Genomic DNA, 20,751 nt, shown 5'->3' with positions numbered 1-20,751 from the left:
CAGCCGCGGGGACGACCCTGCTGAAATGGAGGGTCGTCGTGGCCTGGAGCATCCTGTTTGTCGCCGGTCTTCTCGAGATCACCTGGGCGATCGGCTTGAAATACACCGAGGGCTTCACCAGGCTCGTTCCGTCCGTCATCACGCTGGCGGCCATGGCCGGCAGCGTCATCCTGCTCGGGCTTGCGCTCAAATCACTTCCCGTCGGAACCGCCTATGCGGTCTGGACCGGCATCGGCGCGGTCGGCACTGCGACGCTCGGCATCGTCCTGTTCGGCGAGCCGGCAACGGCCTTCCGTCTTGCCAGCATCTCCCTGATCGTCGCCGGGATTGCCGGGCTGAAGCTCGTTACCTGACGAAGATCTGAACCACCCACCAGGTCAGCGCGGCGACGATGGCCGAGGCCGGGATCGTGATCACCCAGGCATAGACGATCGAGCTGGCGACGTTCCAGCGCACTGCCGAGACGCGGCGGGCCGCGCCGACGCCGACGATGGCGCCGGTGATGGTGTGGGTGGTCGAGACGGGAACCCCGAGATAGGTCGCCATGAACAGGGTCGCGGCACCCCCCGTCTCGGCGCAAAAGCCCTGCATCGGCGTCAATTTCGTGATGCGCAGGCCCATCGTGCGGACGATGCGCCAGCCACCCATCAGCGTGCCCAGCGCCATCGCCGCCTGGCAGGACAGCACGACCCAGAACGGCACCGAGAACTCGCTGCCGAGATGGCCTTGCGAATAGAGCAGCACCGCGATGATGCCCATGGTCTTCTGCGCGTCGTTGCCGCCATGGCCGAGCGAATAGAGCGAGGCGGAGGCGAATTGCAGGATGCGGAACGCGCGATCGACCGCGAACGGCGTCGAACGCACCGAGGCCCAGGACACGATCGCGACCAGCATCATCGCGAGCAGAAAGCCGACCAGCGGCGACAGTACGATCGCCAGCACCGTCTTGGACAGCCCGCTCCACACCGCGGCCGAAATCCCCGCCTTGGCCATGCCGCCGCCGACGAGGCCTCCGATCAGCGCGTGCGAGGATGAAGAAGGAATGCCGAGCGCCCAGGTCACGAGGTTCCAGACGATGGCGCCGACGAGCGCCGCGAAGATCACCTGGGCATCGACGATCGAGGGATCGATGATGCCCGTGCCGATGGTCTGGGCGACGTGCAGGCCGAACACCATGAAGGCGACGAAATTGAAGAAAGCGGCCCAGAATACCGCGAATTGCGGCCGCAGCACGCGGGTCGAGACGATGGTCGCGATCGAATTGGCGGCGTCGTGCAGGCCGTTCAGGAAGTCGAACAGCAGCGCGACGGCGATCAGTCCGACCAGGACGGGAACACCCAACGCAGCATCCACGGCAGCCCCGCCTACACTTGCTCGATGACGATGCTGTTGATCTCGTTCGCGACGTCGTCGAAGCGATCGGCCACCTTCTCCAGGTGGTCGTAGATCTCGACGCCAACGATGAAGTCCATCGCATTCCCCTCGCGGTGCTTGAGGAACAGCTCCTTCAGGCCGATGTCGTGAAGATCGTCGACCCGGCCCTCCAGCTTGCCGAGCTCTTCGGTGATGGCGGTCAGCATGGCGACGTTCGGGCCGATCGACTGCATCAGCGGCAGCGCACGCCCGACCAGATTGGCGCATTCGATCAGGAGCCCGCCGATCTCGCGCATGGGCGGCTCGAAGGCGCGAACCTCGAACAGCATCACGGCCTTGGCCGTCTGCTGCATCTGATCGATGGCATCGTCCATCGACGTGATCAGGTTCTTGATGTCGCCGCGGTCGAACGGGGTGATGAAGGTGCGGCGCACCGCCGTCAGCACCTCACGGGTGATGTTGTCCGCGTCGTTCTCGAACTGATTGACGCGCTGGCAATAGACCGGCGTCTCCTCGCCGCCATTGAGCATGCCCTGTAGCGCGATCGCCCCTTGGATCACCGTCTGGGCATGCCGGTCGAACAGGTCGAAGAACCGTTCTTCCTTGGGCAGGAACGCACGAAACCATCGCATCATGGGGACAGGCTACCGGTTGGAAATGGCCAGGCCCGAAGGGGCCGTCACGAAACTGTCATAGACCATTTTCGATCCGCGCGCGTGTCATCTCACGCCCGCGGAGCCGGATCATCCACCGCTTTCAAGCGGTCAGTAAATCTATTTAAAATCAGTTGCTTAGAGCGATCTTCGGAAGTAATGCGCGATTTCGCCGATGACGCCGCGGCGGAAGGTGAGCACGCAGATCACGAAGATCGCGCCCTGGATCACCGTGACCCACTGGCCGAAGCCCGCCAGATACTGCTGCATGGCGATGATCACGAAGGCGCCGACCACGGGGCCGAAAATGGTACCGAGACCGCCCACCAGCGTCATCAGCACGACTTCGCCCGACATCGACCAATGCACGTCGGTGAGCGAGGCATTTTGCGCCACGAACACCTTCAGCGATCCGGCAAAGCCGGCCAGAGTCCCTGAGAGGATGAAGGCCAGGAACTTGTACTGGTCGGTGCGATAGCCGAGCGAAATCGCCCGCTGCTCGTTCTCGCGGATCGACTTCAGGACTTCGCCGAACGGCGAGTTGATGATGCGGAAGATCAACAGGAAGCCAGCGAGGAAGCCGGCCAGCACGACATAGTACAGCACCGTCGCATTCGAGAGATCGAGCACGCCGAACATGTGCCCCTGCGGAATGCCCTGAATGCCGTCCTCACCATGGGTGAACGGTGCCTGGAGGTAGATGAAGTACAGCAGCTGCGACAGCGCCAGCGTGATCATCGAGAAATAAATGCCCTGGCGCCGGATCGAGATGTAACCGGTGATGACCGACAGGCCGAACGCCGCGGCGACGCCGACGAGAATGCCGAGCTCCGGCGGCAGTCCCCACACTTTGAGCGCGTGCGCGCTGCAATAGCCGGCCGTCCCCAAGAACATTGCATGGCCGAACGACAACAGGCCGCCATAGCCGACCAAGAGGTTGAAGGCGCAGGCGAGCAGCGCAAAGCACAGCGCCTGCATCACGAAGAACGGATAGACTCCCGTGAACGGGACAGACGCCAAGAGCAGCGCCATCACCACGAACACAATCATCTCGTCGCGCATCGCACGCGGGCTTGCAGGCAGCGTATCGTCCGTCAGGGTTGTCATATCAGGCCGCTCTTCCCGTCAATCCCGTTGGCTTCACCAGGAGCACCAGCACCATCAGTACGAACACGACGGTATTGGAGGCCTCGGGGTAGAAATACTTGGTCAGACCCTCGATCACGCCGAGCGCGAAGCCGGTGATGATGGAGCCCATGATCGAACCCATGCCGCCGATCACCACCACCGCGAACACGACGATGATGAGGTCGGCGCCCATCAGCGGCCGCACCTGGTTGATTGGCGCCGAGAGCACGCCTGCGAGCGCGGCGAGGCCGACGCCGAGACCATAGGTCAGCGTGATCATGCGCGGCACGTTGATGCCGAAGGCGCGGACCAGCGTGGGGTTTTCGGTGGCGGCGCGCAAGTAGGCGCCGAGCTGCGTCTTCTCGATCAGGAACCAGGTGGCAAGACACACCACCAGCGAAAACACGACGACCCAGCCGCGGTAGACGGGCAAGAACATGAAGCCGAGATTCATGCCGCCCTTGAGCTGGTCCGGAATGGCGTAAGGCAGGCCCGAGGAGCCGAAGTAGTTCTGGAACACGCCCTGCACGATCAGCGCGATGCCGAAGGTCAGCAGCAGGCCGTAGAGATGGTCGAGCCCGGTCAGCCATTGCAGCATGGTCCGTTCCAGGATCATGCCGAAGATGCCGACGATGATCGGCGCCAGCAGCAGCGCCCACCAGTAGTTGATGCCGCCGAGGTTCAGCAGGAAATACGCCACGAAGGCGCCCATCATGTAGAGCGCGCCATGGGCGAAATTGATGATGTTGAGCATGCCGAAGATCACGGCAAGCCCGAGACTGAGCAGCGCGTAGAACGAGCCGTTGATCAGTCCCACCAGTAGCTGAGCGTAAAGAGCCTGCATCGATCCCGCACCCGGTCCCTTCGGCGTTCCCGTGAAAGTCGCCCGCAGGCTCGATGGCCTGCGGGCCGTTATCTTACTTCTTGAGCAGCGCGCACTTGCTCTCGGACAGCGGGGTGAAAGCCTGGTCGCCCGGCACCGTGCCGACCAGCTTGTAGAAGTCCCACGGTCCCTTGGACTCGGAGGGCTTCTTCACCTCGAACAGATAGGCGCTGTGGATGGTGCGGCCGTTGGGCTGGATCTCGCCCTTGCCGAACAGATCGTCCTCGGTCGGCATCGATTTCATCTTCTCGACGATCTTGACGCCGTCATGCGGATTGCCGCCGAGTGCTTCGAGAGCCTTGAGGTAGTGACGCACGCCGGCATAGACGCCCGCCTGCACCATGGTCGGCGGCGCATTGTTCTTCATCTTCGCGGCGAAACGCTTCGAGAACGCGCGGGTCTGGTCGTTCATGTCCCAGTAGAAGGTCTCGGTGAAGTTGAGGCCCTGCGCCGTCTCCAGCCCGATCGCCTTGACGTCGGTGAGGAAGAGCAGCAGCGCCGCGAGCTTCTGGCCGCCTTTGCCGATGCCGAACTCGGCCGCCTGCTTGATGGTGTTGGTGGTGTCGCCGCCGGCATTGGCAAGACCGATGATCTTGGCCTTGGACGCCTGCGCCTGGAGCAGGAAGGAGGAGAAATCCGGCGTGTTCAGCGGATGCTTGACGCCGCCCACCACCTTGCCGCCGTTGGCGGTGACGACCGCGCTGGTGTCGCGCTCGAGCGCGGCACCGAAGGCGTAGTCCGCGGTCAGGAAGAACCAGGTGTCGCCGCCGGCCTTGACCAGGGCTTGGCCGGTGGTGTGGGCCAGCATGTAGGTGTCGTAAGTCCAGTGCACGGTGTTGGGCGAGCACTGCGCGTTGGTGAGGTCCGATGTCGCCGCGCCGGAGTTGATGTAGACGCCGTTCTTTTCCTTGATGACGTTGTTGACGGCGAGCGCGACGCCCGAGTTCGGCACGTCGACGATGATGTCGACCTTGTCGACGTCGAACCACTGCCGCGCGATCGCGGTGCCGATATCGGGCTTGTTCTGGTGATCGCCCGAGATGATGTCGATCTTCCAGCCCTTCGCGGCCAGGCCGGAATCCTCAACGGCCATTTGCGCGGCGAGCGTCGAGCCGGGGCCGCCGAGATCGGCATAGAGGCCGGACTGATCGGACAGCGCGCCGATCTTCACGGTCTTGTCCTGCGCGGACGCGACGCCTGCAGCGGCGAAGGTGAGCGCGGTGGTCAGCAGCAATGACGCAATCGACCTGGTGTTCATGCAACTTTCCTTTTTGAATTTTCTCGTTGGCAGTTCTTCAGTTTGAGCATGATCTTGTCGGAAACCGCACCATTTGTGATAGCGCGGCCCTCAGGGTCCTGATCATGCACTAGACACCCAAATAGGTGTGGAGCTTGTCCATGTTGGTGGCAAGCTCCGCGTTGGAAAATCCGTCAATGATCTTGCCGTGCTCGACCACGTAGTAGCGGTCGGCAACGGTGGATGCGAAGCGGAAATTCTGCTCGACCAGCAGAATGGTGAAGCCCTCCTTCTTGAGCCGCGCAATGGTGTGGCCGATCTGCTGGATGATGACGGGCGCAAGGCCCTCTGTCGGCTCGTCCAGCATCAGGAAACTCGCGCCGGTGCGCAGGATGCGCGCGATCGCGAGCATCTGCTGCTCTCCGCCCGACAGCTTGGTGCCCTGGCTGGACAGCCGCTCCTTGAGGTTCGGAAACAGGTCGAAGATCTGGTCGAGCGGCAGTCCGCCTGCGCGGACGACCGGCGGCAGCATCAGATTCTCCCGCACGTCGAGGCTGGAGAATATACCCCGCTCTTCCGGGCAGAACGCGATGCCCATGCGCGCGATCTTGTCGGAGGTCGCACGGATGATCTCCTCGTCGTTGAACTTCACCGAGCCCGAGCGCTTGCCGATGATGCCCATGATCGACTTCAGCGTGGTGGTCTTGCCGGCGCCGTTGCGCCCGAGCAGGGTGACGACCTCGCCCGCGTTCACGTCGAAGTTGATCCCGTGCAGGATGTGGGACTCGCCGTACCAGGATTCGAGATTGCGGACTTGAAGGATGTTGCCGCCGGTCGCAGCCCTGGCCGGAGCCTCGGCGATTGCAGTGTCAGGCATGACCGGCTCCCAGATAGGCTTCCTTGACGCGCTCGTCCTTGGTGAGCTCGGAGTAGTGGCCCTGCGCGAGCACCTGCCCGCGCGTCAGCACGGTGATGATGTCGGAGAGGTTGGCGACGACGCTCAAATTATGCTCGACCATCAGGATGGTATATTTCGCGGAGATGCGCTTGATCAGCGCCGCGATCTTGTCGATGTCCTCGTGACCCATGCCGGCCATCGGCTCGTCCAGCAGCATCATCTCAGGGTCGAGCGCAAGCGTGGTTGCGATCTCGAGTGCACGCTTGCGCCCGTAGGGCATCTCGACCGCAGGCGTATTGGCAAACTCACTGAGGCCGACATCGTTCAACAGCTCGCGCGCGCGATCGTTGAAGCGGTTGAGCACGGACTTCGAGCGCCAGAAGTCGAACGAAGAGCCGTGCTGGCGCTGAAGCGCGACACGGACGTTTTCCAGCGCGGTGAGATGCGGAAACACCGCCGAAATCTGGAACGAACGCACAAGACCCATGCGCGCCACATCGGCCGGTGCCATCGCCGTGATGTCCTGCCCCTTGTACAGGATCTTTCCGGCAGACGGTTTGAGGAACTTGGTCAATAGATTGAAGCAGGTCGTCTTGCCGGCCCCGTTCGGGCCGATCAATGCGTGAATGCTCCCACGGCGAACCTTGAGCGCAACGTCGCGGACGGCGAAGAAGCCCGCGAACTCCTTGGTCAAGCCTTCCGTTTCGAGAATGAACTCATTGGCCAAACAGATTTCCCCCTGCCCGCGCTAGACGCGTGGCTGTCCTTGTTACTTCGGCTGTCCGGAGGCCTTGGAGCCCGCCCGGGACGCCGCCTCCGGGCGCGGAATATGCCGGAGGTGACGGGGGTTAGGCAAGGCGGAAAGCTGAGCAGATCAAGCCTCCGGCTGGGATACAAATGCTCCCTTAGTCGGAGACGTTTTGATGTCGTGCCTGCCCGGCGTCCCGGTTCGCAAGGCGCCGGCCATCAAGCCGTCGTTAACGGTCTTTCGTCTCCCGCGCCAGCCTTCATAGAAAATTTTCCCGCAAGCGGGATCATGTGCGGGTCTTCACGTGCGGAGAATATTGCTTTGGATTTTGCAAGCGCCCCTCCCTCCGTCGTCAAGTCGATCCGGCAACGCGATCTCCTGAACACGTGGCTGCGACTTTACGCGCGCCGGCAGATCGCGCCGGCGATCTGGGAGTATCAGCCGGTGCGACTTGAGGAGGAACTGTGGGATCTCATCTACTATACGGTGGAATTTTCGACGCCGACGCCGCGCCTCATCATCCAGAGCGAAGGCACGCGCATCTCGCGCGCCTATGGACATACCGGCAAGGGCGTTCCGCTCGATGACTATGTCGGACCGCGGCTCGCGCCATTCGTGATACCGATCTATCACGAATGCGTGGCGCGCGGGTTGCCCGTCTACAGCGTGGCCGACGTCGAGGACGTCTACGGACGCATCGTCGCCTATGAACGGCTGCTGCTGCCCTTCCAGACTGACGGCAAGGTCTGTCACGTCATCGCCTCGGTCAAGACGTTCTGCGAGGACGGCGGCTTCGAGATCAAGAATCTGATGCGCGGAAACGACGCGCTGCCGCGTCCAAAGATGCGCGCGGTAATCGATCGCGAGCTGTTTCATCGCGCCCCCGGCCGCATTGCGCCCGCCGAGACGGTCGAGTTCGCCGACCAGCCGGGCTCCGGCATCGCCACCGGGATCATCGAGCTGAACTAAAGCGCGATGAGATTTGGAATCATCGTCGCGCTTCAGATTGTTGCTTACGCATGATCTTTCAGGAGAACCGCCCGATCATGCTTCAGCAGTCAGCGCGCTTTGCCACCGACCTCCTTGGTATAGATATCCGGCTTGAAGCCGACCAGCAGCTTGCTGCCGATTTCCAGCACGGGCCGCTTGATCATCGATGGTTGCGCCAGCATCAATGCCAACGCCTTCTTCTCGGTGAGGCTTTCCTTGTCGGAATCGGGGAGCTTCTTGAAGGTCGTCCCGGCGCGATTGAGTAGCGCGTCCCAGCCGACCTTGTCGCTCCACTGCTTGAGCTTGTCCTTCTCGACACCTGCGGCCTTGTAGTCGTGAAAGTCGTAAGGCACGCCATGCGCATCGAGCCAGGCGCGGGCCTTCTTCATGGTGTCGCAGTTCTTGATGCCGTAGATGATGTTGGGCAAGACGCTCCTCGCGCATGGCGTATCGTGACACTCTTGGCGTTGTACGAAACTCCGGCTCGCGCGACAATATTGCGGACGCCGCCAACTCTCCGAACGGACATTCCATGCACGTCACCCACGATCCCGCAGCTGCCGCCTCACCGACCATCGACTTCGACAGCTTCCTCGCCGTCGATGTCCGTGTCGGAACCATCGTCGACGCCAAGCCGTTTCCGGAGGCACGCAAGCCGGCCTGGCGGCTGTGGATCGATTTCGGTCCCGCCGTCGGCGTGCGCAAGAGTTCGGCACAGATCACTGAAAACCACCCACTCGATACCCTCGTGGGGCAACAGGTCGCGGCCGTCGTCAATTTCCCGCCTCGCCAGATCGGCCCAGTGGTCTCCGAGGTGCTGACGCTCGGCTTCCCCGATGCGAACGGCAAGGTCGTGCTGGTGCAGCCGAGCAAGCCTGTGCCGAACGGCGGACGGCTGTTCTAGCGGGCACACGAACCAAGAGCCGCCCCGCCGCCTCCGGCAGGGGCGCGCCAGCCACTTCACCGGCTTGTCTCCCGATCGGCGCCGGCAGGTCTTGACTTGCCACAGTCATCTTCACAAAATGACTGATCGATCGTTTTTTTATTTTATCGCGCCGGAATTGGTGCATCCTCGACCAACTCCCCAAAACGATCGATCCGTCAGTTATTTATGGACCGGGCTGATGCCAAAGATCAGCGACAAGAAGCGCGAAGGCCGGCGGCAGCAGATCCTCGAAGCGGCCCTCGCCTGCTTTGCCGAGAACGGTTTTCACCAGACCGGCATGGCCGATATCGTCAAGCGGTCGGGCTTGAGCCACGGCGCGGTCTATCTGTACTTCCAGAGCAAGGACGACCTGATCGAAGCGCTCGCGGACGACCGGCATCGCCGTGAGGCCGTGCTCAACTCGGTGGCGCAAGGATCCGGTGATCCAATCGAAGGGCTGCACGCGCTGGTCCGCGTCTACGCGCAATGGCTCACCGATCCCGGCGGCGAAGCCCGCCGCCGTGTCGGCATCCATGGCTGGGCCGAAGCGCTGCGCAACCGCCGCATCCGCAGCAGCGTCGTCGAAGGCATCGACATGCCGCGCGCGCTGATCGCGGCGCTGGTGGAGCGCGGCCAGCATGACGGGCTCATCAAGCGCGAGCTCCGCGCCGAGGCGATCGCGCGCGTGCTGATCGCGACTTTTCAAGGCTTTGTGCTGCAACAGTGCTGGGGCGAGGACCTCGACGTCGACGCCTGCATGGCGGCCGTCGACAGCGTGATCGACGGCTTGCGCATGCCGAAGCCGGACGTCAAGCGACGAACCAGGACATGAACGATGTCCTGGCTTCATGAACTCCTCGCCGGCGTCGGTGTCGGTCTGGTTGCAGGACTGGCGTCAAGCTTTACGGGCACGAGCCCGGGCGGCGGCCTCGTGATCTTCTCCGTGCTGTTCCTCGGTGCCGAGCAGCACGTCGCCCAGGGCACGTCGCTGATCACGCAGATCCCTCCGACCGGTCTCGCCGGCGCACGCCGCTATTGGCAGAGCGGCAACCGCAGCCCGCTGCAATGGATCGTCTGGATCGGAATCGGATTTCTCGTCGGTGGCGCGGGCGGTGGCTATGCCGCGGCGGCTGCCTCCGATTCGGTCTTGCAATGGACCTACGTGGTCTATCTCGCCGCGCTGATCGCAATGCTGGCTCTGCGCCGTGACGGCAAGGACGACGCCACCGAGGCAAGCGCTTCAGCCGAATTGCCCTGGCTGCCCCTGCTCCTCATCGGCCTGCTTGCCGGATTTTCCTCGGGCTTCATGGGCATCGGCGTCGGCCTCGCGATCACTGTGGGCCTTGCTGCGGGTCTTCGCGTCCCACAGCACCAGGCGCAGCTCGTCAGCCTCGTCTTCTCGATCATCCCCACCAACGTTCCAGCGGCCTGGATCTACTGGAGCAAGGGGCTCATGGTCGGCTGGCCGGCCGTCACCGGCATACTTGCCGGCCTCTGGATCGGGATCGATCTCGGCGCACGCATGGCCAATGGCGTCAGCAAATCAGCGCTGCGCCGGGCCATGATCGCCTTCGTCTCGCTGATGGCGCTCTATATGACCCACAAGGCGCTGAGCTGAACTTACGGTCGCTTCGGAATGTTCAGCCCGCGTTGCACCGGAGGACGCGCGAGCCCGCGTTCGAGCCAGCTGCCGACGGCCTTGAACTGACCGAACTCCACGAGCTCGCCGGCGCCATAGAAGCCGATGAGATTGCGCACCCAGCCGAGCATGGAGATGTCGGCGATGGTGTAGTCGTCATCCATGAACCATTGCCGGCCGGACAGATGCGCCTCCATCACTCCGAGCAGGCGCTTGGATTCGTCCACGTAGCGGTCGCGGGGCCGCTTGTCCTCAAACTCCTTGCCGGCGAATTTGTGGAAGAAGCCGACCTGGCCGAACATCGGTCCGATGCCGCCCATCTGGAAGTGCAGCCACTGGATGGCCTGGTAGCGGCGCGCGGCATCCTGCGGCAGCAGCTTGCCGGTTTTCTCCGCGAGATATTGCAGGATCGCCCCGGACTCGAACAGCGGCAGAGGCCTGCCGCCGGGGCCGCTGGGATCGAGGATCGCCGGGATCTTGCCGTTCGGATTGAGCGAGAGGAATTCGGCCGTCTTCTGATCGTCCTTGCCGAAATCGACGAGGTGAACTTCGTAAGGAAGCCCGATCTCCTCCAGCATGATGGAGACCTTGACGCCGTTCGGCGTCGGCAAGGAATAGAGCTGAAGCAGTTCGGGATGTTTCGCCGGCCAACGCCTGGTGATGGGAAAGGCGGACAGATCGGGCATCGGGACCTTTGGTGCATGACTGAGCGTGCACAATCTAGGCAGGACGCCGTCCGGCGCAAGTCACGATTTATCCCTGCGAACCCGCACTCATCGCGGCAGCGTCGCCATCGCCGCGATCGGGATCATTGCCTCATGCTGCAGTCGATACGCGATGAACCGTTGACCCGTGGTCAACAGGAGGCCCGTGAAGGCGATCGCGAGCATCGCGGTCGCCAATTGGCACACGTCGTACATCAAATTCTGTTCCTCAGCAGTCTTAGGCGTAAACGTCGGCGCAAGCGCCACGTTCCGAGGCGGCATGGAAATATTGCTGTTTTTTCCCGAATTCTGCGCGAAGCCATCGCGCTGTTCCGACGACCCGTGCAGGGACGAATGATCCCTTTGAGCGTTGTCGCTGCATGAACATCGAGAAGCGCGCCCTGCTCGATCATGCTGAACGCTGTCGCCGCGTCGCGAACGAGCTCGATCATGGCGAAGCTGCACAACGGTTGCTAGCGATGGCAGACGAGTACGAAGCGAGGGCGACAAGATTGGACGACGAAGGCGGCTCCTCGACTCCGGGTCGCAATAGTCACTGACATCTCCAAGGCGATCGGAATGGCTGATCGGTTTCAGTAGTTGATCTCCATCCGCAAGCCGCGAGGATCGATCTCCTCGCCGCCGACGCGCTCCGTGCTGTCACGCGCCGCGACCGCGCAGGCACAGGCGTCGACGAGATCGTCGCGGCCGATGCCGGTGCCGTGGCGTGGCGTCAGCCATTTCGGCAGGCGCGTGAAACCGCGCTGCGCCAAGAGCGCGGTCCGCTGTTCGAGACCGTGCGCCGACGTCTTCCTTGCGAGACGGCCACGCCCTGCGAGATTCCAGAAGATCAATTCGGGATGGGCCTCGCCGATCATCGCCTGCCGCGTCGGCGTCATGGCCTCGTCGAGCTCTCTCATCTTGTCCCTGATGTTCCAGAGCTGCGCAGATATGCCCCTGCCCTTGCCTTCGTGCTCCCAGTAATGGCGATTGGCGGCAGCCATGTCCGGGAACGTCCAAAGGTCTCGGCGCGCACCGAGAAACACGGCAGGGCCGACCAATTCGCGCCCCCGCAGATCGCAAGCGCGATAGCCGTTCGGGTTCAATCCGATCGGCATGTCGATCATCGCACGTGCGTGCGGGATCGCGAGCAGGCGCATCAAGCCCGGCGAATAGTCGAAGCCGTGATCGCCGCGGTCGTCGATCCAGGCAGCGACCCAGCCGAACCGAAATCCATCGAGGCCGAGATAGTTTGGCACGTCATGCGTCCGTCACTTGCAATTCTCACACGCCGGCACCGTGCGGGTGCTGCACTCGCTGCGGCCGTTCGCCGTCGCCGAGGCCGGCGAAGGCGAGTTCGATCGGTGGAAAGACTGACGCGAATTGCAGACGGAAGGCAAGCCTCTCGCCTGCGTCCTCTATGCTGCCCGCCATTGCCACGCCCAGCGCGATCCGCACCGCCTGGTGCAGGCCGCCGATGTTCTTCCTGTAAAATGCCATCGCATCCTCCGAGATGAGCCGAGGCCGAATGCCTCGAGCATCAAGAGGGCGCGCTGGCCGAAAAGGATTCGCGGGCGCGTGCAATTTTTTTTGAGATCAGCCTCCAACGGCCTGGTAGGCCAGGCGCTTGAACTCGAAGAAGAACGGATTCCAGAAGCCCATGTAACGCTGGGCCATCAACACGCCCGCGGTATTGGCCTCAGGACAAATCCACCAATGGGTGCCGGCAAGCCCGCCCCACTGGAATTCGCCGGTGGAGTTCGGCGGATCGAACGGCGTCGGCGCGAAGGTCACGGCGCCACCGAGACCAAAACCCTTGCCGGGAATCGGCCCGAGATTGGCGAAGCGGATGGTCTGGCCTGCGGGGAGCTGGTTCGTCATCATCTGCCGCAGCGTCTCCGGCTTCAGCAGAGCATCCGGCCCGGGCAGTAGAGCGCGCACGAGCGCAAGCATGTCCGGCAGGGTCGAAACCAGACCGCCGCCGCCCGAGAGCCGCGGGAACGGCTGCCGATACGCCTGCGGATATGGCAGATGGTCGGCGCGGGTGAGGCCGGGCTTCATGGGATCGAGCACGTCGACGCCGTTGTAGAGCGCAACCAGCCTGCCCTGCTGCGCCTCGGGGACGTAGAAGCCGGTGTCGGTCATTCCGAGCGGATCGAAGATGCGCGCCTTGAGGAAGCCATCGAGCGACTTGCCCGAGACGACCTCCACGATGCGGCCCAGCACGTCGGTCGCCACCGAATATTCCCAGCCGTCGCCCGGATGATAGGACAGCGGCAGGTCGGCAAGCCTGTCGATCATGTCGGAGAGCGGCGTCAGCGGATTGAGCACACGCGCCTCGTTGTAGCCTTTGAACAGCACCGTGCCGGGATCGAAGATGCCGTAGCTGAGGCCCGATGTGTGGGTCAGAAGCTGGCGGATCGTGATCAGCCCCCTCGCCGGCTCGACGTCGGCAAGGCTTGTCGCGCCCTGCTTCAAGACCTTGCGGTTGCCGAACTGCGGCAGGAACTTTTCGACCGGATCATCGAGCCCGATGCGACCTTCCTCGGTCAGCAGCATGATCGCGCAGGTGACGAAGATCTTCGTATTGGAAAACGCGCGGAAGATATGGTCGGGCCGGAGCGCCGTCTTCGCCTCGCGGTCGGCAAAGCCGACGCATTGCTGATCGACCACCTCGCGCCCCCGCAGCACCGCCCACGACGCACCGGGAATGATCTCCTGATCGACGTAGCGCTGCATCGCCGTCCGTGCGGCGGAAAAATCTGTCGTCCTGGCGTCCATGTGTTTCCCCCAATTCTGGTTGGGATCGATATAACGAGATTTCCTGCGATATGAAGCCTGCCGCGCAGCTCATCCCAGCTTCATGAGCGCGGTGACGTACAGGCGGCGACGGATTTTCATTCCCTGCCGCTGGTACAGCGCAATCGCCGACGTGTTGCTCGAAAACACGTGCAGGAACGGAATTTCGCCGCGCGCTTCGATCCGGCGCGCGACCGCCGCGAGCAGCGCCTGTGCATAGCCGCGCCCGCGATAGTCCGGATGCACGCAGACGGCCGTCATCTCGACGAATTTCCCCGGCTTCATCCGCTCACCCGTCATCGCGACCAATTCGCCACCTGCGCGGATGCCGAGGAAAGTGCCGAGCTCATGGGTACGCAGCGCGAATGGACCGGGCTTGGTCAGCTCGATCAGCCGCATCATGGCAGGCACGTCGGCCGCCCCCAGCGTGACGATCTCGGCATCGCGAAGCGGACTATCGGCGGGCGAGCCGATCATCTGCTCGCCGGTGTCGGCAAGAACGACCTTGAACCCGGCGGGAACGTCAACCGGCTCCGGCGTGAACAGCGCCGCGACCTGCGAAGGTGACATGAGATCGCCGAGCGCCGCAAAGCTTGCAGCGGACATATCGGCCATGTCGGCAAAGGGCGTCATGTCCACGGGATAGCGCAGCGCTTGCGGGCCGCCCTCGGCCAGATGCTTCTGGCTCGTCGTCAGCGCGCTCCAGATCGGGCGATCCAGCAGCGCCAAGTCACTGTCGGACACCGGCCTAGTCCTTGTCGAAGCTGACGATGACGGCGGCATTTGCGATCAGGATGGGGTCGTTGGCGACTTCGGTCGCCGAGGGGATCTCCAGCCCGCCCTTGACCGCCGTCACGGTCACGGTGCCGTAAGGCAGCTCCTTTGCGACGGCTTCCTTGTCCACCGCCTCGGGGTTGGGCACTCCGATCGTGACATCGACGAACATGTCGTTCGCGGTCTTGCCGATCATCCGGAAGAAACCGAGACTCGAATGCCTGATGGCATCCGACACCGCCCGCTTCGCCGCCTTGGTGGCGTCCCTGCCGTGGACATCGACGCCCATACCCATCTCGGTGACACAACGAACGCGAGTCATTTCAAAGTCCTGTGGTTGGTCGAGTGATTGAGAGTGTCGGCGATCGGGACGCGCGGCACAAGCGCAGTTATTGCTCTCGTGTCCCGGACGCGCTGCAACGCTCTTGACGTTGCTGCGCAGAGCCGGGGCACGAGACCGTGGTTCTCACGCCTTTGCCTTCTCATGCGCGCGCAGCTCGTCGACCAGCACCCGCACGTTCTCCGAATAGTCGATCGGGATCGAGACGAGGTGCACGCCGCCCTCCTTGAAGGCAGCCTCCAGAGTCGGGCCAAAGCGGTCGATGCTCACGATCCGATGCCCTTGCGCCCCGTAAGCCTTTGCATAGTGGACGAAGTCGGGATTGCCGAAAGTCATGCCGTAATCGGCGAAATGATCGACGGCCTGCTTCCAGCGGATCATGCCGTAGGCGTTGTCCTCCAGCACCAGCACGACCATATTGAGCTTGAGGCGGACCGCCGTCTCCATCTCCTGGCTGTTCATCATGAAGCCGCCGTCGCCGGCGACCGCGAGCACGCGGCGGTCGGGATAGAGCATCGCAGCCATCATCGCCGACGGCAGGCCGGCGCCCATGGTCGCCAACGCATTGTCGAGCAGCAGCGTATTGGCGACGCGGGTGCGGTAGTTGCGCGCGAACCAGATCTTGTACATGCCGTTGTCGAGCGCGACGATGCCGTTCTCGGGGATCACCTGGCGGATGTCGTGCACGATGCGCTGCGGCGTCGGGGGCCAGCGCGCCTCGGTGGCACGATCGGCGATGTGGTTCAGAATCTCTTCGCGGAGCGGGAGCAGCGCCGCCGCCTGCGGCAGCTTGCCTTCGAGCCGATCCGCCAACAGCTCCAGGCTGGGACCGACGTCGCCAACAACCTCGGCATCGGGGAAATAGACCTGCTCGACGCTCGCCGGGGTATAGCTGACGTGAATGACCTTCGGGCCCGAGGGGCCCATGATGAAGGGGGGCTTCTCGACCGGATCGTGCCCGATGGCGACGATCAGGTCGGCGGCATCGATCGCGTCGTGAACGTAATCGCGCTCCGACAGCGCCGCAGTGCCCATGTAGAGATTGGTGCCGCCGGGTACGGTCCCCTTGCCCATCTGCGTGGTGAAGAACGGAATGCCGGTGCGCCGCACGAAACTTGCGATGCCATGTGTCGACCGCGGCCGGCTGGTCGCCGCCCCCATCATCACCAGCGGGCGCCTCGCGGCCACGATCATCTCGGCGGCGCGGTCGAGCGCGGCGCGATGGGCGACAGGGATTTCGATCGGATGGACGGGGATCATGGGGACACCAGGCACTTCGTCGCCCGCGATGTCCTCGGGCAGTTCGAGATGCACCGGGCCCGGCCGCTCCTCCATCGCCACGCGGAACGCATCGCGTACAACAGTTGGAATGCTGGAGGCGCTGACGATCTGCCGCGACAGCTTCGTCAGCGGCTTCATGGTCGCGACCACGTCCACGATCTGGAAGCGCGCCTGCCGGCTGCTCATGATCGGCTTCTGACCGGTAATCAGGATCATCGGCATCGCGCCGAGATGCGCATAGGCGGCGCCGGTAGACAGGTTGAGGGCACCGGGGCCGAGCGTCGACAGACAAACGCCGGGCTTGCCGGTCAGCCGCCCATGGGTTGCGGCCATGAAGGCAGCGGCCTGCTCGTGGCGGGTCAGGACCAGCTCGACCTTGGAGGCGCGAAGCGATTCGACCAGATCGAGATTCTCTTCGCCGGGAATGCCGAAGATGCGATCGACACCTTCATTCTCCAGGGCCGCGACGAACAGGTCCGATCCCTTCACCTTATGGTCCTGTCCGCTCATGTCGTCTCCGCTCGTTACGCATCCCAAGCTCCAGGAGCCGCCCATCGTAGCCGTCCATCGTTCCGGCACAACTCACAATGCAGCGTGGACTGGACACTTTATTCGTTGTCTGAGCACGTTCCGTCATCCTGAGGGGTGACGGTGATGGATTGGTGTTCGCGGCAGCGTCTCAAATACCTCGCACAACAGAGTCAAGCGCGCTGCCCTTGCGGGAACCGGCGGCATCGATGCTTCGGTCTCGGCGCCGACCCACGACATGGTGCTCGATCTGCCGCGGCAGTACGACACCCGGCTCGGCGTCGGCGGCGTCGGCCTCTCCGGCGGACAGCGCCAGCGGCTCGGTCTTGCGCGCGCTCTGCTCGGCCGGCCGCCGCTGCTCGTGCCGGATGAGCCCAATGCAAATCTCGACGCACCCGGCGAGGAGGCGCTGAAGGCTGCGCTACTCAGCGCCAAGGCAGACGGCGCCGCCGTGATCGTGCCGACGCGGCCGCGCACGCTGTTCGAATATCTGTTTGGTCCGCTCCGCGACGACCTGACCCGTGCTTTCCGCGAACGCTGACGAGGAGCGGGGCGATGGCTGCATCCGAGCAGAACAACCGCCGCGCCGAGAAGGCCGAGACTGTCCGCCACATCACGACGGAAGAGACGGTCGCGTTCATGACCGCGCTGGTCGCCCTCCTGAAGGAAGCCGAGTCCGCCGCCGGGCATCATGGCGACAACGATGCGCGGTCCTTGCCGACAGATTTGCCGACCGCGCCCGCGCACGCGGCTCGGTCCGCGATTGACAGTCCACGATCTCTGACTAAAGTCAGATATCATGCTCGACCCGGTCGCCCGCGTCCGCCGTTTCAACCGCGCCGTCACCTCTGCCGTCGGTGCGCTCGATACCTCGTTCCTCGGGCGCGGCCGGCCGCTCGGCGCGGCGCGCGTGCTCAATGCGATCGGCCACGGGCGCTCCGACGTCGCCGAGATCCGCGACTATCTCGGTCTCGATTCCGGATTGATGAGCCGGCTGCTCCGCAGCCTCGAGGACGAAGGGCTGATCGAGACCGCCGCGCGCGAAGACGATGCGCGTCGGCGCATGGCAAAGCTCACGCGGGCGGGCCGGCGCGAGTTCGCGGCCTACGAGGCGCTGTCGAACGCGCAGGCCGACGGCATCCTGGCGCAACATTCGCAAGCCGAGGTGCTGCTGGCGGCGATGGACCTGGTCGCCTCTGCGCTGACGCGCGAGCGTGTTGCACTCGATGAGATGGATCCGCGAAGCGAGCAGGCCCGCTACTGTCTCGGCGAGTACTATGCCGAGCTCGGCCGCCGCTTCAAGCACGGCTTTGACGTCTCGCTGTCGCGCGACCCCGACGCCAACGACATGCGCCGACCGCGCGGTAGCTTCATCGTCGCGATCTCGGACACGCTGCCGATCGGCTGCGTCGGCTTGAAGGGGACCGACCACGGCTACGCCGAGATCAAGCGACTCTGGGTCGCGCCCGGGGCACGCGGATTGCGGCTCGGCCGGCGGCTGATGGATGCGGCCGAGAGCACCGCGCGCGAGCTCGGTATCACGCTGCTGCGGCTCGACACCAACAGCGCGCTGCCCGAAGCCGGTCAGCTCTATCGCAGCACGGGCTGGCGCGAGATCCCGCGCTTCAACGATGATCCCTACCCGGACCTCTTCTTCGAGAAGCGCCTCTGATGCGGCGGGGCATCGTCATCTCGTCCGCGTCGGACTTCGGGCTGCTCGATGGCAAAGCGCACGGCTCGCGCGATCGCGTCGGGCTGAAGCGCGATGGCGCGATAGGTCTTCATCGCGCGTGACCCGGTCGGCGGTGAGCCAAGCTCGCGGCGGCCGGCGCCGGGATCACCTTTGGAATGGAGGCAAGCTTCCGGCCCACGATCGCACGCGGCGAGCTGGTGCCGATCCTGGAAGACTATTGCCCGTTCTTCGCCGGCTTCTACCTCTACTATCCGAGCCGCCGCAACGTCGCGCCAAAACTGCGCGCGCTCATCGATCACGTGCAGCGGCGCGCATGAGCCGAAGGAACCTGCCATGGCCAGGGACGATCTTGCCGCCATCTACCGCGACTACATCGCCTGCCTGAACCGGCGGGACTGGCCGGCCCTCGGACAATTCGTGCACGATGAGGTCGCCCACAACGCGCGGCCGCTTGGGCTTGCGGGCTATCGCGCGATGCTGGAACGGGATGTTCGGGAGATACCCGATCTGCAATTTCACATCGAGATGCTGATCTCCGATCCTCCCCGCATCGCTGCCCGGTTGAAGTTTGATTGCACACCAGTCGGGATATTCCTCGGCCTTGCGGTCAATGGGAAGCGCGTGTCTTTCCACGAAAACGTGTTCTACGAATTTCGCAACCGCAAGATCCGGCAGGTCTGGTCGGTGATCGACAAGGCGGCGATCGAGACGCAGCTCTGAGGCCGCGCCTCGATCCGGCGCTCACGCCGCTGCCGGCGCCATCTCGCCTTGCGGCTTTGCGAAGGGGCGGAACGTCATGGCCATCAGGAACGCACCCAAGCCCATTGCCCAGGAGGCGATGTAGAGCCAGGCGTAGCTGGAGAAGGCGTCGTAGATCAGGCCGCCGGCGAGCGGGCCGGTTGCCATGCCGAGGCTGCCGGCCATCGCGGTGCCGCCGATCACCGTGCCCATCATCTTGAGCGGAAAGTTCTCGCGGATCAGAACGGCGTAGAGCGGCATGGTGCCGGCATAGATGAAGCCGAAGATCGCGCCGACCGCATAGAACGTCGTGAGCTGATGCGCGAAGACATAGGCGAGCGCGCCGAACGCCTGCAGCAGGAGGCCGGAGACCAGCACGCGCTTGGCGCCGAAGCGGTCGCCCATCAGGCCGAAGGCGATGCGCCCGCCGAGGCCGGCGAACCCCTCGATGCTGTAGATCGTCACCGCCGCGACGAGCGGAATGCCGCAGCTCACGGCATAGCTGACGGTATGGATGATCGGACCGGAATGGGTCGCGCAGCAGAAGAAGTTGGTGGCAAGCAAGATGAGGAATTGCGGGGAGCGCAGCGCCTCGCCCATCGACATCTCGCCTTGCGCGGCACCCTCGCCCGCCGGTGTGGCCGCGGCCTGCGCGAGCGCCGGCGGACGGCGCACCAGCAGCGAGACCGGGATCATGATGGCGCCGACCACGAGCGCAACGATCTGCATCGAGGTGCGCCAGTCGTGACCGGAGACGAGCCAGGCCGCCAGCGGCGACATCGTCATCGGCGCCATGCCCATGCCGGCCGAGACCAGCGACACGGCGAGGCTGCGATTTGTGTCGAACCAGCCCGTGACGGTCGCCATCATCGGCGCGAAGATCGCCGCGCAGGCCGCCCCGACCAGCAGGCCGAACACGATCTGGAACACGATCAGCGAGGTCGCATGGCTCGCCGCGAACAGGCTGAGCGCCAACACGGTCGATCCCGTCAGCACCACCGGCAGCGGCCCAAACCTGTCCGTTGCCGTGCCCCAGGCCATGCTGGTGAAGGCCATTGCCAGAAAGCCGATCGTCATCGCGCTGGAGATGCCGGTCACCGACCAGCCGGTGTCCTTTGCGATCGGCTGCAGGAACACCGGCAGCGAAAACATGCCGCCGACCGCGACGCAGCCAAGCAGGCTGCCAGCGACGACGATCACCCAGCGATAGTTGGAAGAGGTCATTTCGGTCTCCCGTCAGGTCTGTCTCACATGGAAGACGAATGGGAACGGCGCCGGCCGACAGCGGTCACGTCATTTTTGCCGCACGCTTTTGTGACCTGAAGCAAAAAGTGAAAAAACAACCCCATGCACAGTAGCGGGCACCAGCGGGATCAATGACTTACGAGGACGGTCATTTGCGATGTCAGGGCGCGATTT

27 protein-coding genes and 1 pseudogene are annotated in these 20,751 nt (G+C 63.8%); 11 read left to right on the top strand and 17 right to left on the bottom strand.

What is annotated here, in order from left to right:
- The first annotated feature begins 38 nt into the window (after positions 1 to 38).
- Positions 39 to 353 carry a quaternary ammonium compound efflux SMR transporter SugE gene (gene sugE, locus EAV90_RS10720; RefSeq protein WP_122403619.1) on the top strand — a complete coding sequence of 105 codons (315 nt, stop codon included), beginning with the start codon at positions 39 to 41 and terminating at the stop codon, positions 351 to 353.
- Here sugE and EAV90_RS10715 read toward each other — a convergent pair.
- The 7 genes from EAV90_RS10715 to EAV90_RS10685 form a co-directional block, all read right to left on the bottom strand.
- Positions 346 to 1,353 (bottom strand): inorganic phosphate transporter, encoded by a 1,008-nt coding sequence (locus EAV90_RS10715; protein ID WP_129143360.1) that lies wholly within the window; start codon positions 1,351 to 1,353, stop codon positions 346 to 348. The genes sugE and EAV90_RS10715 overlap by 8 nt on opposite strands.
- 11 nt (positions 1,354 to 1,364) lie before the next feature.
- A complete protein-coding gene (locus EAV90_RS10710) occupies positions 1,365 to 2,009 on the bottom strand; it encodes a DUF47 domain-containing protein (protein WP_122403621.1) in 645 nt (214 codons plus the stop codon).
- 156 nt (positions 2,010 to 2,165) lie between these two features.
- Positions 2,166 to 3,134: a branched-chain amino acid ABC transporter permease gene (locus EAV90_RS10705; RefSeq protein WP_122403622.1), complete on the bottom strand. Its 969-nt coding sequence runs from the start codon at positions 3,132 to 3,134 to the stop codon at positions 2,166 to 2,168.
- 1 nt (position 3,135) lies between these two features.
- Positions 3,136 to 3,999 (bottom strand): branched-chain amino acid ABC transporter permease, encoded by an 864-nt coding sequence (locus tag EAV90_RS10700; protein WP_028178028.1) that lies wholly within the window; start codon positions 3,997 to 3,999, stop codon positions 3,136 to 3,138.
- Positions 4,000 to 4,072: 73 nt separating this feature from the next.
- The gene (locus EAV90_RS10695; protein ID WP_122403623.1) at positions 4,073 to 5,296 is read right to left on the bottom strand and encodes an ABC transporter substrate-binding protein; all 1,224 of its coding nucleotides are present in this window, start codon (positions 5,294 to 5,296) and stop codon (positions 4,073 to 4,075) included.
- A 109-nt stretch (positions 5,297 to 5,405) separates the two neighbouring features.
- Complete coding sequence (locus EAV90_RS10690; RefSeq protein WP_122403624.1) at positions 5,406 to 6,152, bottom strand: ABC transporter ATP-binding protein; 747 nt, start codon at positions 6,150 to 6,152, stop codon at positions 5,406 to 5,408.
- Complete coding sequence (locus EAV90_RS10685) at positions 6,145 to 6,900, bottom strand: ABC transporter ATP-binding protein (protein ID WP_122403625.1); 756 nt, start codon at positions 6,898 to 6,900, stop codon at positions 6,145 to 6,147. The genes EAV90_RS10690 and EAV90_RS10685 overlap by 8 nt, the downstream gene beginning before the upstream one ends.
- Positions 6,901 to 7,209: 309 nt before the next feature.
- On the opposite strand from EAV90_RS10685, the gene EAV90_RS10680 reads away from it, so the two are divergent.
- Positions 7,210 to 7,890 (top strand): hypothetical protein, encoded by a 681-nt coding sequence (locus EAV90_RS10680; RefSeq protein ID WP_129143359.1) that lies wholly within the window; start codon positions 7,210 to 7,212, stop codon positions 7,888 to 7,890.
- A gap of 89 nt (positions 7,891 to 7,979) precedes the next feature.
- On the opposite strand, the gene EAV90_RS10675 is transcribed toward EAV90_RS10680, so the two are convergent.
- Positions 7,980 to 8,339, bottom strand: coding sequence for an ArsC family reductase (locus tag EAV90_RS10675; protein ID WP_129143358.1), 360 nt, complete (start codon positions 8,337 to 8,339; stop codon positions 7,980 to 7,982).
- 104 nt (positions 8,340 to 8,443) lie between these two features.
- Here EAV90_RS10675 and EAV90_RS10670 point away from each other — a divergent pair, with 104 nt between their 5' ends.
- The 3 genes from EAV90_RS10670 (at position 8,444) to EAV90_RS10660 (ending at position 10,454) form a co-directional block, all read left to right on the top strand.
- Complete coding sequence (locus EAV90_RS10670; protein ID WP_129143357.1) at positions 8,444 to 8,815, top strand: tRNA-binding protein; 372 nt, start codon at positions 8,444 to 8,446, stop codon at positions 8,813 to 8,815.
- Between the two features lie 220 nt (positions 8,816 to 9,035).
- Complete coding sequence (locus tag EAV90_RS10665; RefSeq protein ID WP_129143356.1) at positions 9,036 to 9,668, top strand: TetR/AcrR family transcriptional regulator; 633 nt, start codon at positions 9,036 to 9,038, stop codon at positions 9,666 to 9,668.
- 3 nt (positions 9,669 to 9,671) lie between these two features.
- On the top strand, positions 9,672 to 10,454 hold the full coding sequence (locus EAV90_RS10660) for a sulfite exporter TauE/SafE family protein (protein ID WP_129143355.1): 783 nt from the start codon (positions 9,672 to 9,674) through the stop codon (positions 10,452 to 10,454).
- Positions 10,455 to 10,456: 2 nt separating this feature from the next.
- Here the strand turns inward: EAV90_RS10660 and EAV90_RS10655 are convergent, their stop codons facing one another.
- Positions 10,457 to 11,161 (bottom strand): glutathione S-transferase family protein, encoded by a 705-nt coding sequence (locus EAV90_RS10655; RefSeq protein WP_129143354.1) that lies wholly within the window; start codon positions 11,159 to 11,161, stop codon positions 10,457 to 10,459.
- An 87-nt stretch (positions 11,162 to 11,248) separates the two neighbouring features.
- Positions 11,249 to 11,395: a hypothetical protein gene (locus EAV90_RS39370; RefSeq protein WP_164936862.1), complete on the bottom strand. Its 147-nt coding sequence runs from the start codon at positions 11,393 to 11,395 to the stop codon at positions 11,249 to 11,251.
- 164 nt (positions 11,396 to 11,559) lie between these two features.
- Between EAV90_RS39370 and EAV90_RS10650 the strand changes: the two genes are divergently transcribed.
- The gene (locus EAV90_RS10650; RefSeq protein ID WP_129143353.1) at positions 11,560 to 11,739 is read left to right on the top strand and encodes a hypothetical protein; all 180 of its coding nucleotides are present in this window, start codon (positions 11,560 to 11,562) and stop codon (positions 11,737 to 11,739) included.
- 33 nt (positions 11,740 to 11,772) lie between these two features.
- Here EAV90_RS10650 and EAV90_RS10645 read toward each other — a convergent pair whose 3' ends face one another.
- From EAV90_RS10645 to EAV90_RS10620, 6 genes are all read right to left on the bottom strand, one after another.
- The gene (locus EAV90_RS10645; protein ID WP_129143352.1) at positions 11,773 to 12,438 is read right to left on the bottom strand and encodes a DUF429 domain-containing protein; all 666 of its coding nucleotides are present in this window, start codon (positions 12,436 to 12,438) and stop codon (positions 11,773 to 11,775) included.
- 25 nt (positions 12,439 to 12,463) lie between these two features.
- Positions 12,464 to 12,679, bottom strand: coding sequence for a hypothetical protein (locus tag EAV90_RS40450; RefSeq protein ID WP_245162828.1), 216 nt, complete (start codon positions 12,677 to 12,679; stop codon positions 12,464 to 12,466).
- A 96-nt stretch (positions 12,680 to 12,775) separates the two neighbouring features.
- The gene (locus EAV90_RS10635; RefSeq protein WP_129143351.1) at positions 12,776 to 13,960 is read right to left on the bottom strand and encodes a serine hydrolase domain-containing protein; all 1,185 of its coding nucleotides are present in this window, start codon (positions 13,958 to 13,960) and stop codon (positions 12,776 to 12,778) included.
- A gap of 69 nt (positions 13,961 to 14,029) precedes the next feature.
- Positions 14,030 to 14,722 carry a GNAT family N-acetyltransferase gene (locus EAV90_RS10630; protein WP_164936861.1) on the bottom strand — a complete coding sequence of 231 codons (693 nt, stop codon included), beginning with the start codon at positions 14,720 to 14,722 and terminating at the stop codon, positions 14,030 to 14,032.
- Between the two features lie 4 nt (positions 14,723 to 14,726).
- Positions 14,727 to 15,074, bottom strand: coding sequence for a Lin0512 family protein (locus EAV90_RS10625; protein ID WP_018646107.1), 348 nt, complete (start codon positions 15,072 to 15,074; stop codon positions 14,727 to 14,729).
- Between the two features lie 144 nt (positions 15,075 to 15,218).
- Entirely contained in the window at positions 15,219 to 16,883 is a 1,665-nt protein-coding gene (locus tag EAV90_RS10620) for an acetolactate synthase large subunit (protein WP_129143349.1), read from the bottom strand.
- Positions 16,884 to 17,139: 256 nt separating this feature from the next.
- On the opposite strand from EAV90_RS10620, the gene EAV90_RS41205 reads away from it, so the two are divergent.
- The 5 genes and pseudogenes from EAV90_RS41205 (at position 17,140) to EAV90_RS10595 (ending at position 19,314) form a co-directional block, all read left to right on the top strand.
- A complete protein-coding gene (locus EAV90_RS41205; protein ID WP_129143348.1) occupies positions 17,140 to 17,442 on the top strand; it encodes an ATP-binding cassette domain-containing protein in 303 nt (100 codons plus the stop codon).
- Between the two features lie 258 nt (positions 17,443 to 17,700).
- Complete coding sequence (locus tag EAV90_RS10610) at positions 17,701 to 18,573, top strand: helix-turn-helix domain-containing GNAT family N-acetyltransferase (protein ID WP_129143347.1); 873 nt, start codon at positions 17,701 to 17,703, stop codon at positions 18,571 to 18,573.
- Positions 18,573 to 18,695, top strand: coding sequence for a hypothetical protein (locus EAV90_RS41200; RefSeq protein WP_283810456.1), 123 nt, complete (start codon positions 18,573 to 18,575; stop codon positions 18,693 to 18,695). Before EAV90_RS10610 ends, EAV90_RS41200 begins: the two co-directional genes overlap by 1 nt.
- Positions 18,696 to 18,713: 18 nt before the next feature.
- Positions 18,714 to 18,911: pseudogene (locus EAV90_RS10600) on the top strand (LysR substrate-binding domain-containing protein); the annotation flags it as partial.
- 16 nt (positions 18,912 to 18,927) lie between these two features.
- Positions 18,928 to 19,314: an ester cyclase gene (locus tag EAV90_RS10595; RefSeq protein WP_129143346.1), complete on the top strand. Its 387-nt coding sequence runs from the start codon at positions 18,928 to 18,930 to the stop codon at positions 19,312 to 19,314.
- A gap of 21 nt (positions 19,315 to 19,335) precedes the next feature.
- Here the strand turns inward: EAV90_RS10595 and EAV90_RS10590 are convergent, their stop codons facing one another.
- Positions 19,336 to 20,556, bottom strand: coding sequence for an MFS transporter (locus EAV90_RS10590; protein ID WP_129143345.1), 1,221 nt, complete (start codon positions 20,554 to 20,556; stop codon positions 19,336 to 19,338).
- Positions 20,557 to 20,751 lie beyond the last annotated feature (195 nt).

The organism is Bradyrhizobium vignae, from assembly GCF_004114425.1.
GTDB classification, from domain to species: domain Bacteria; phylum Pseudomonadota; class Alphaproteobacteria; order Rhizobiales; family Xanthobacteraceae; genus Bradyrhizobium; species Bradyrhizobium vignae.
Note: the sequence above shows the minus strand (reverse complement) of the source record. Positions and strands in the feature narration are given on the sequence as shown.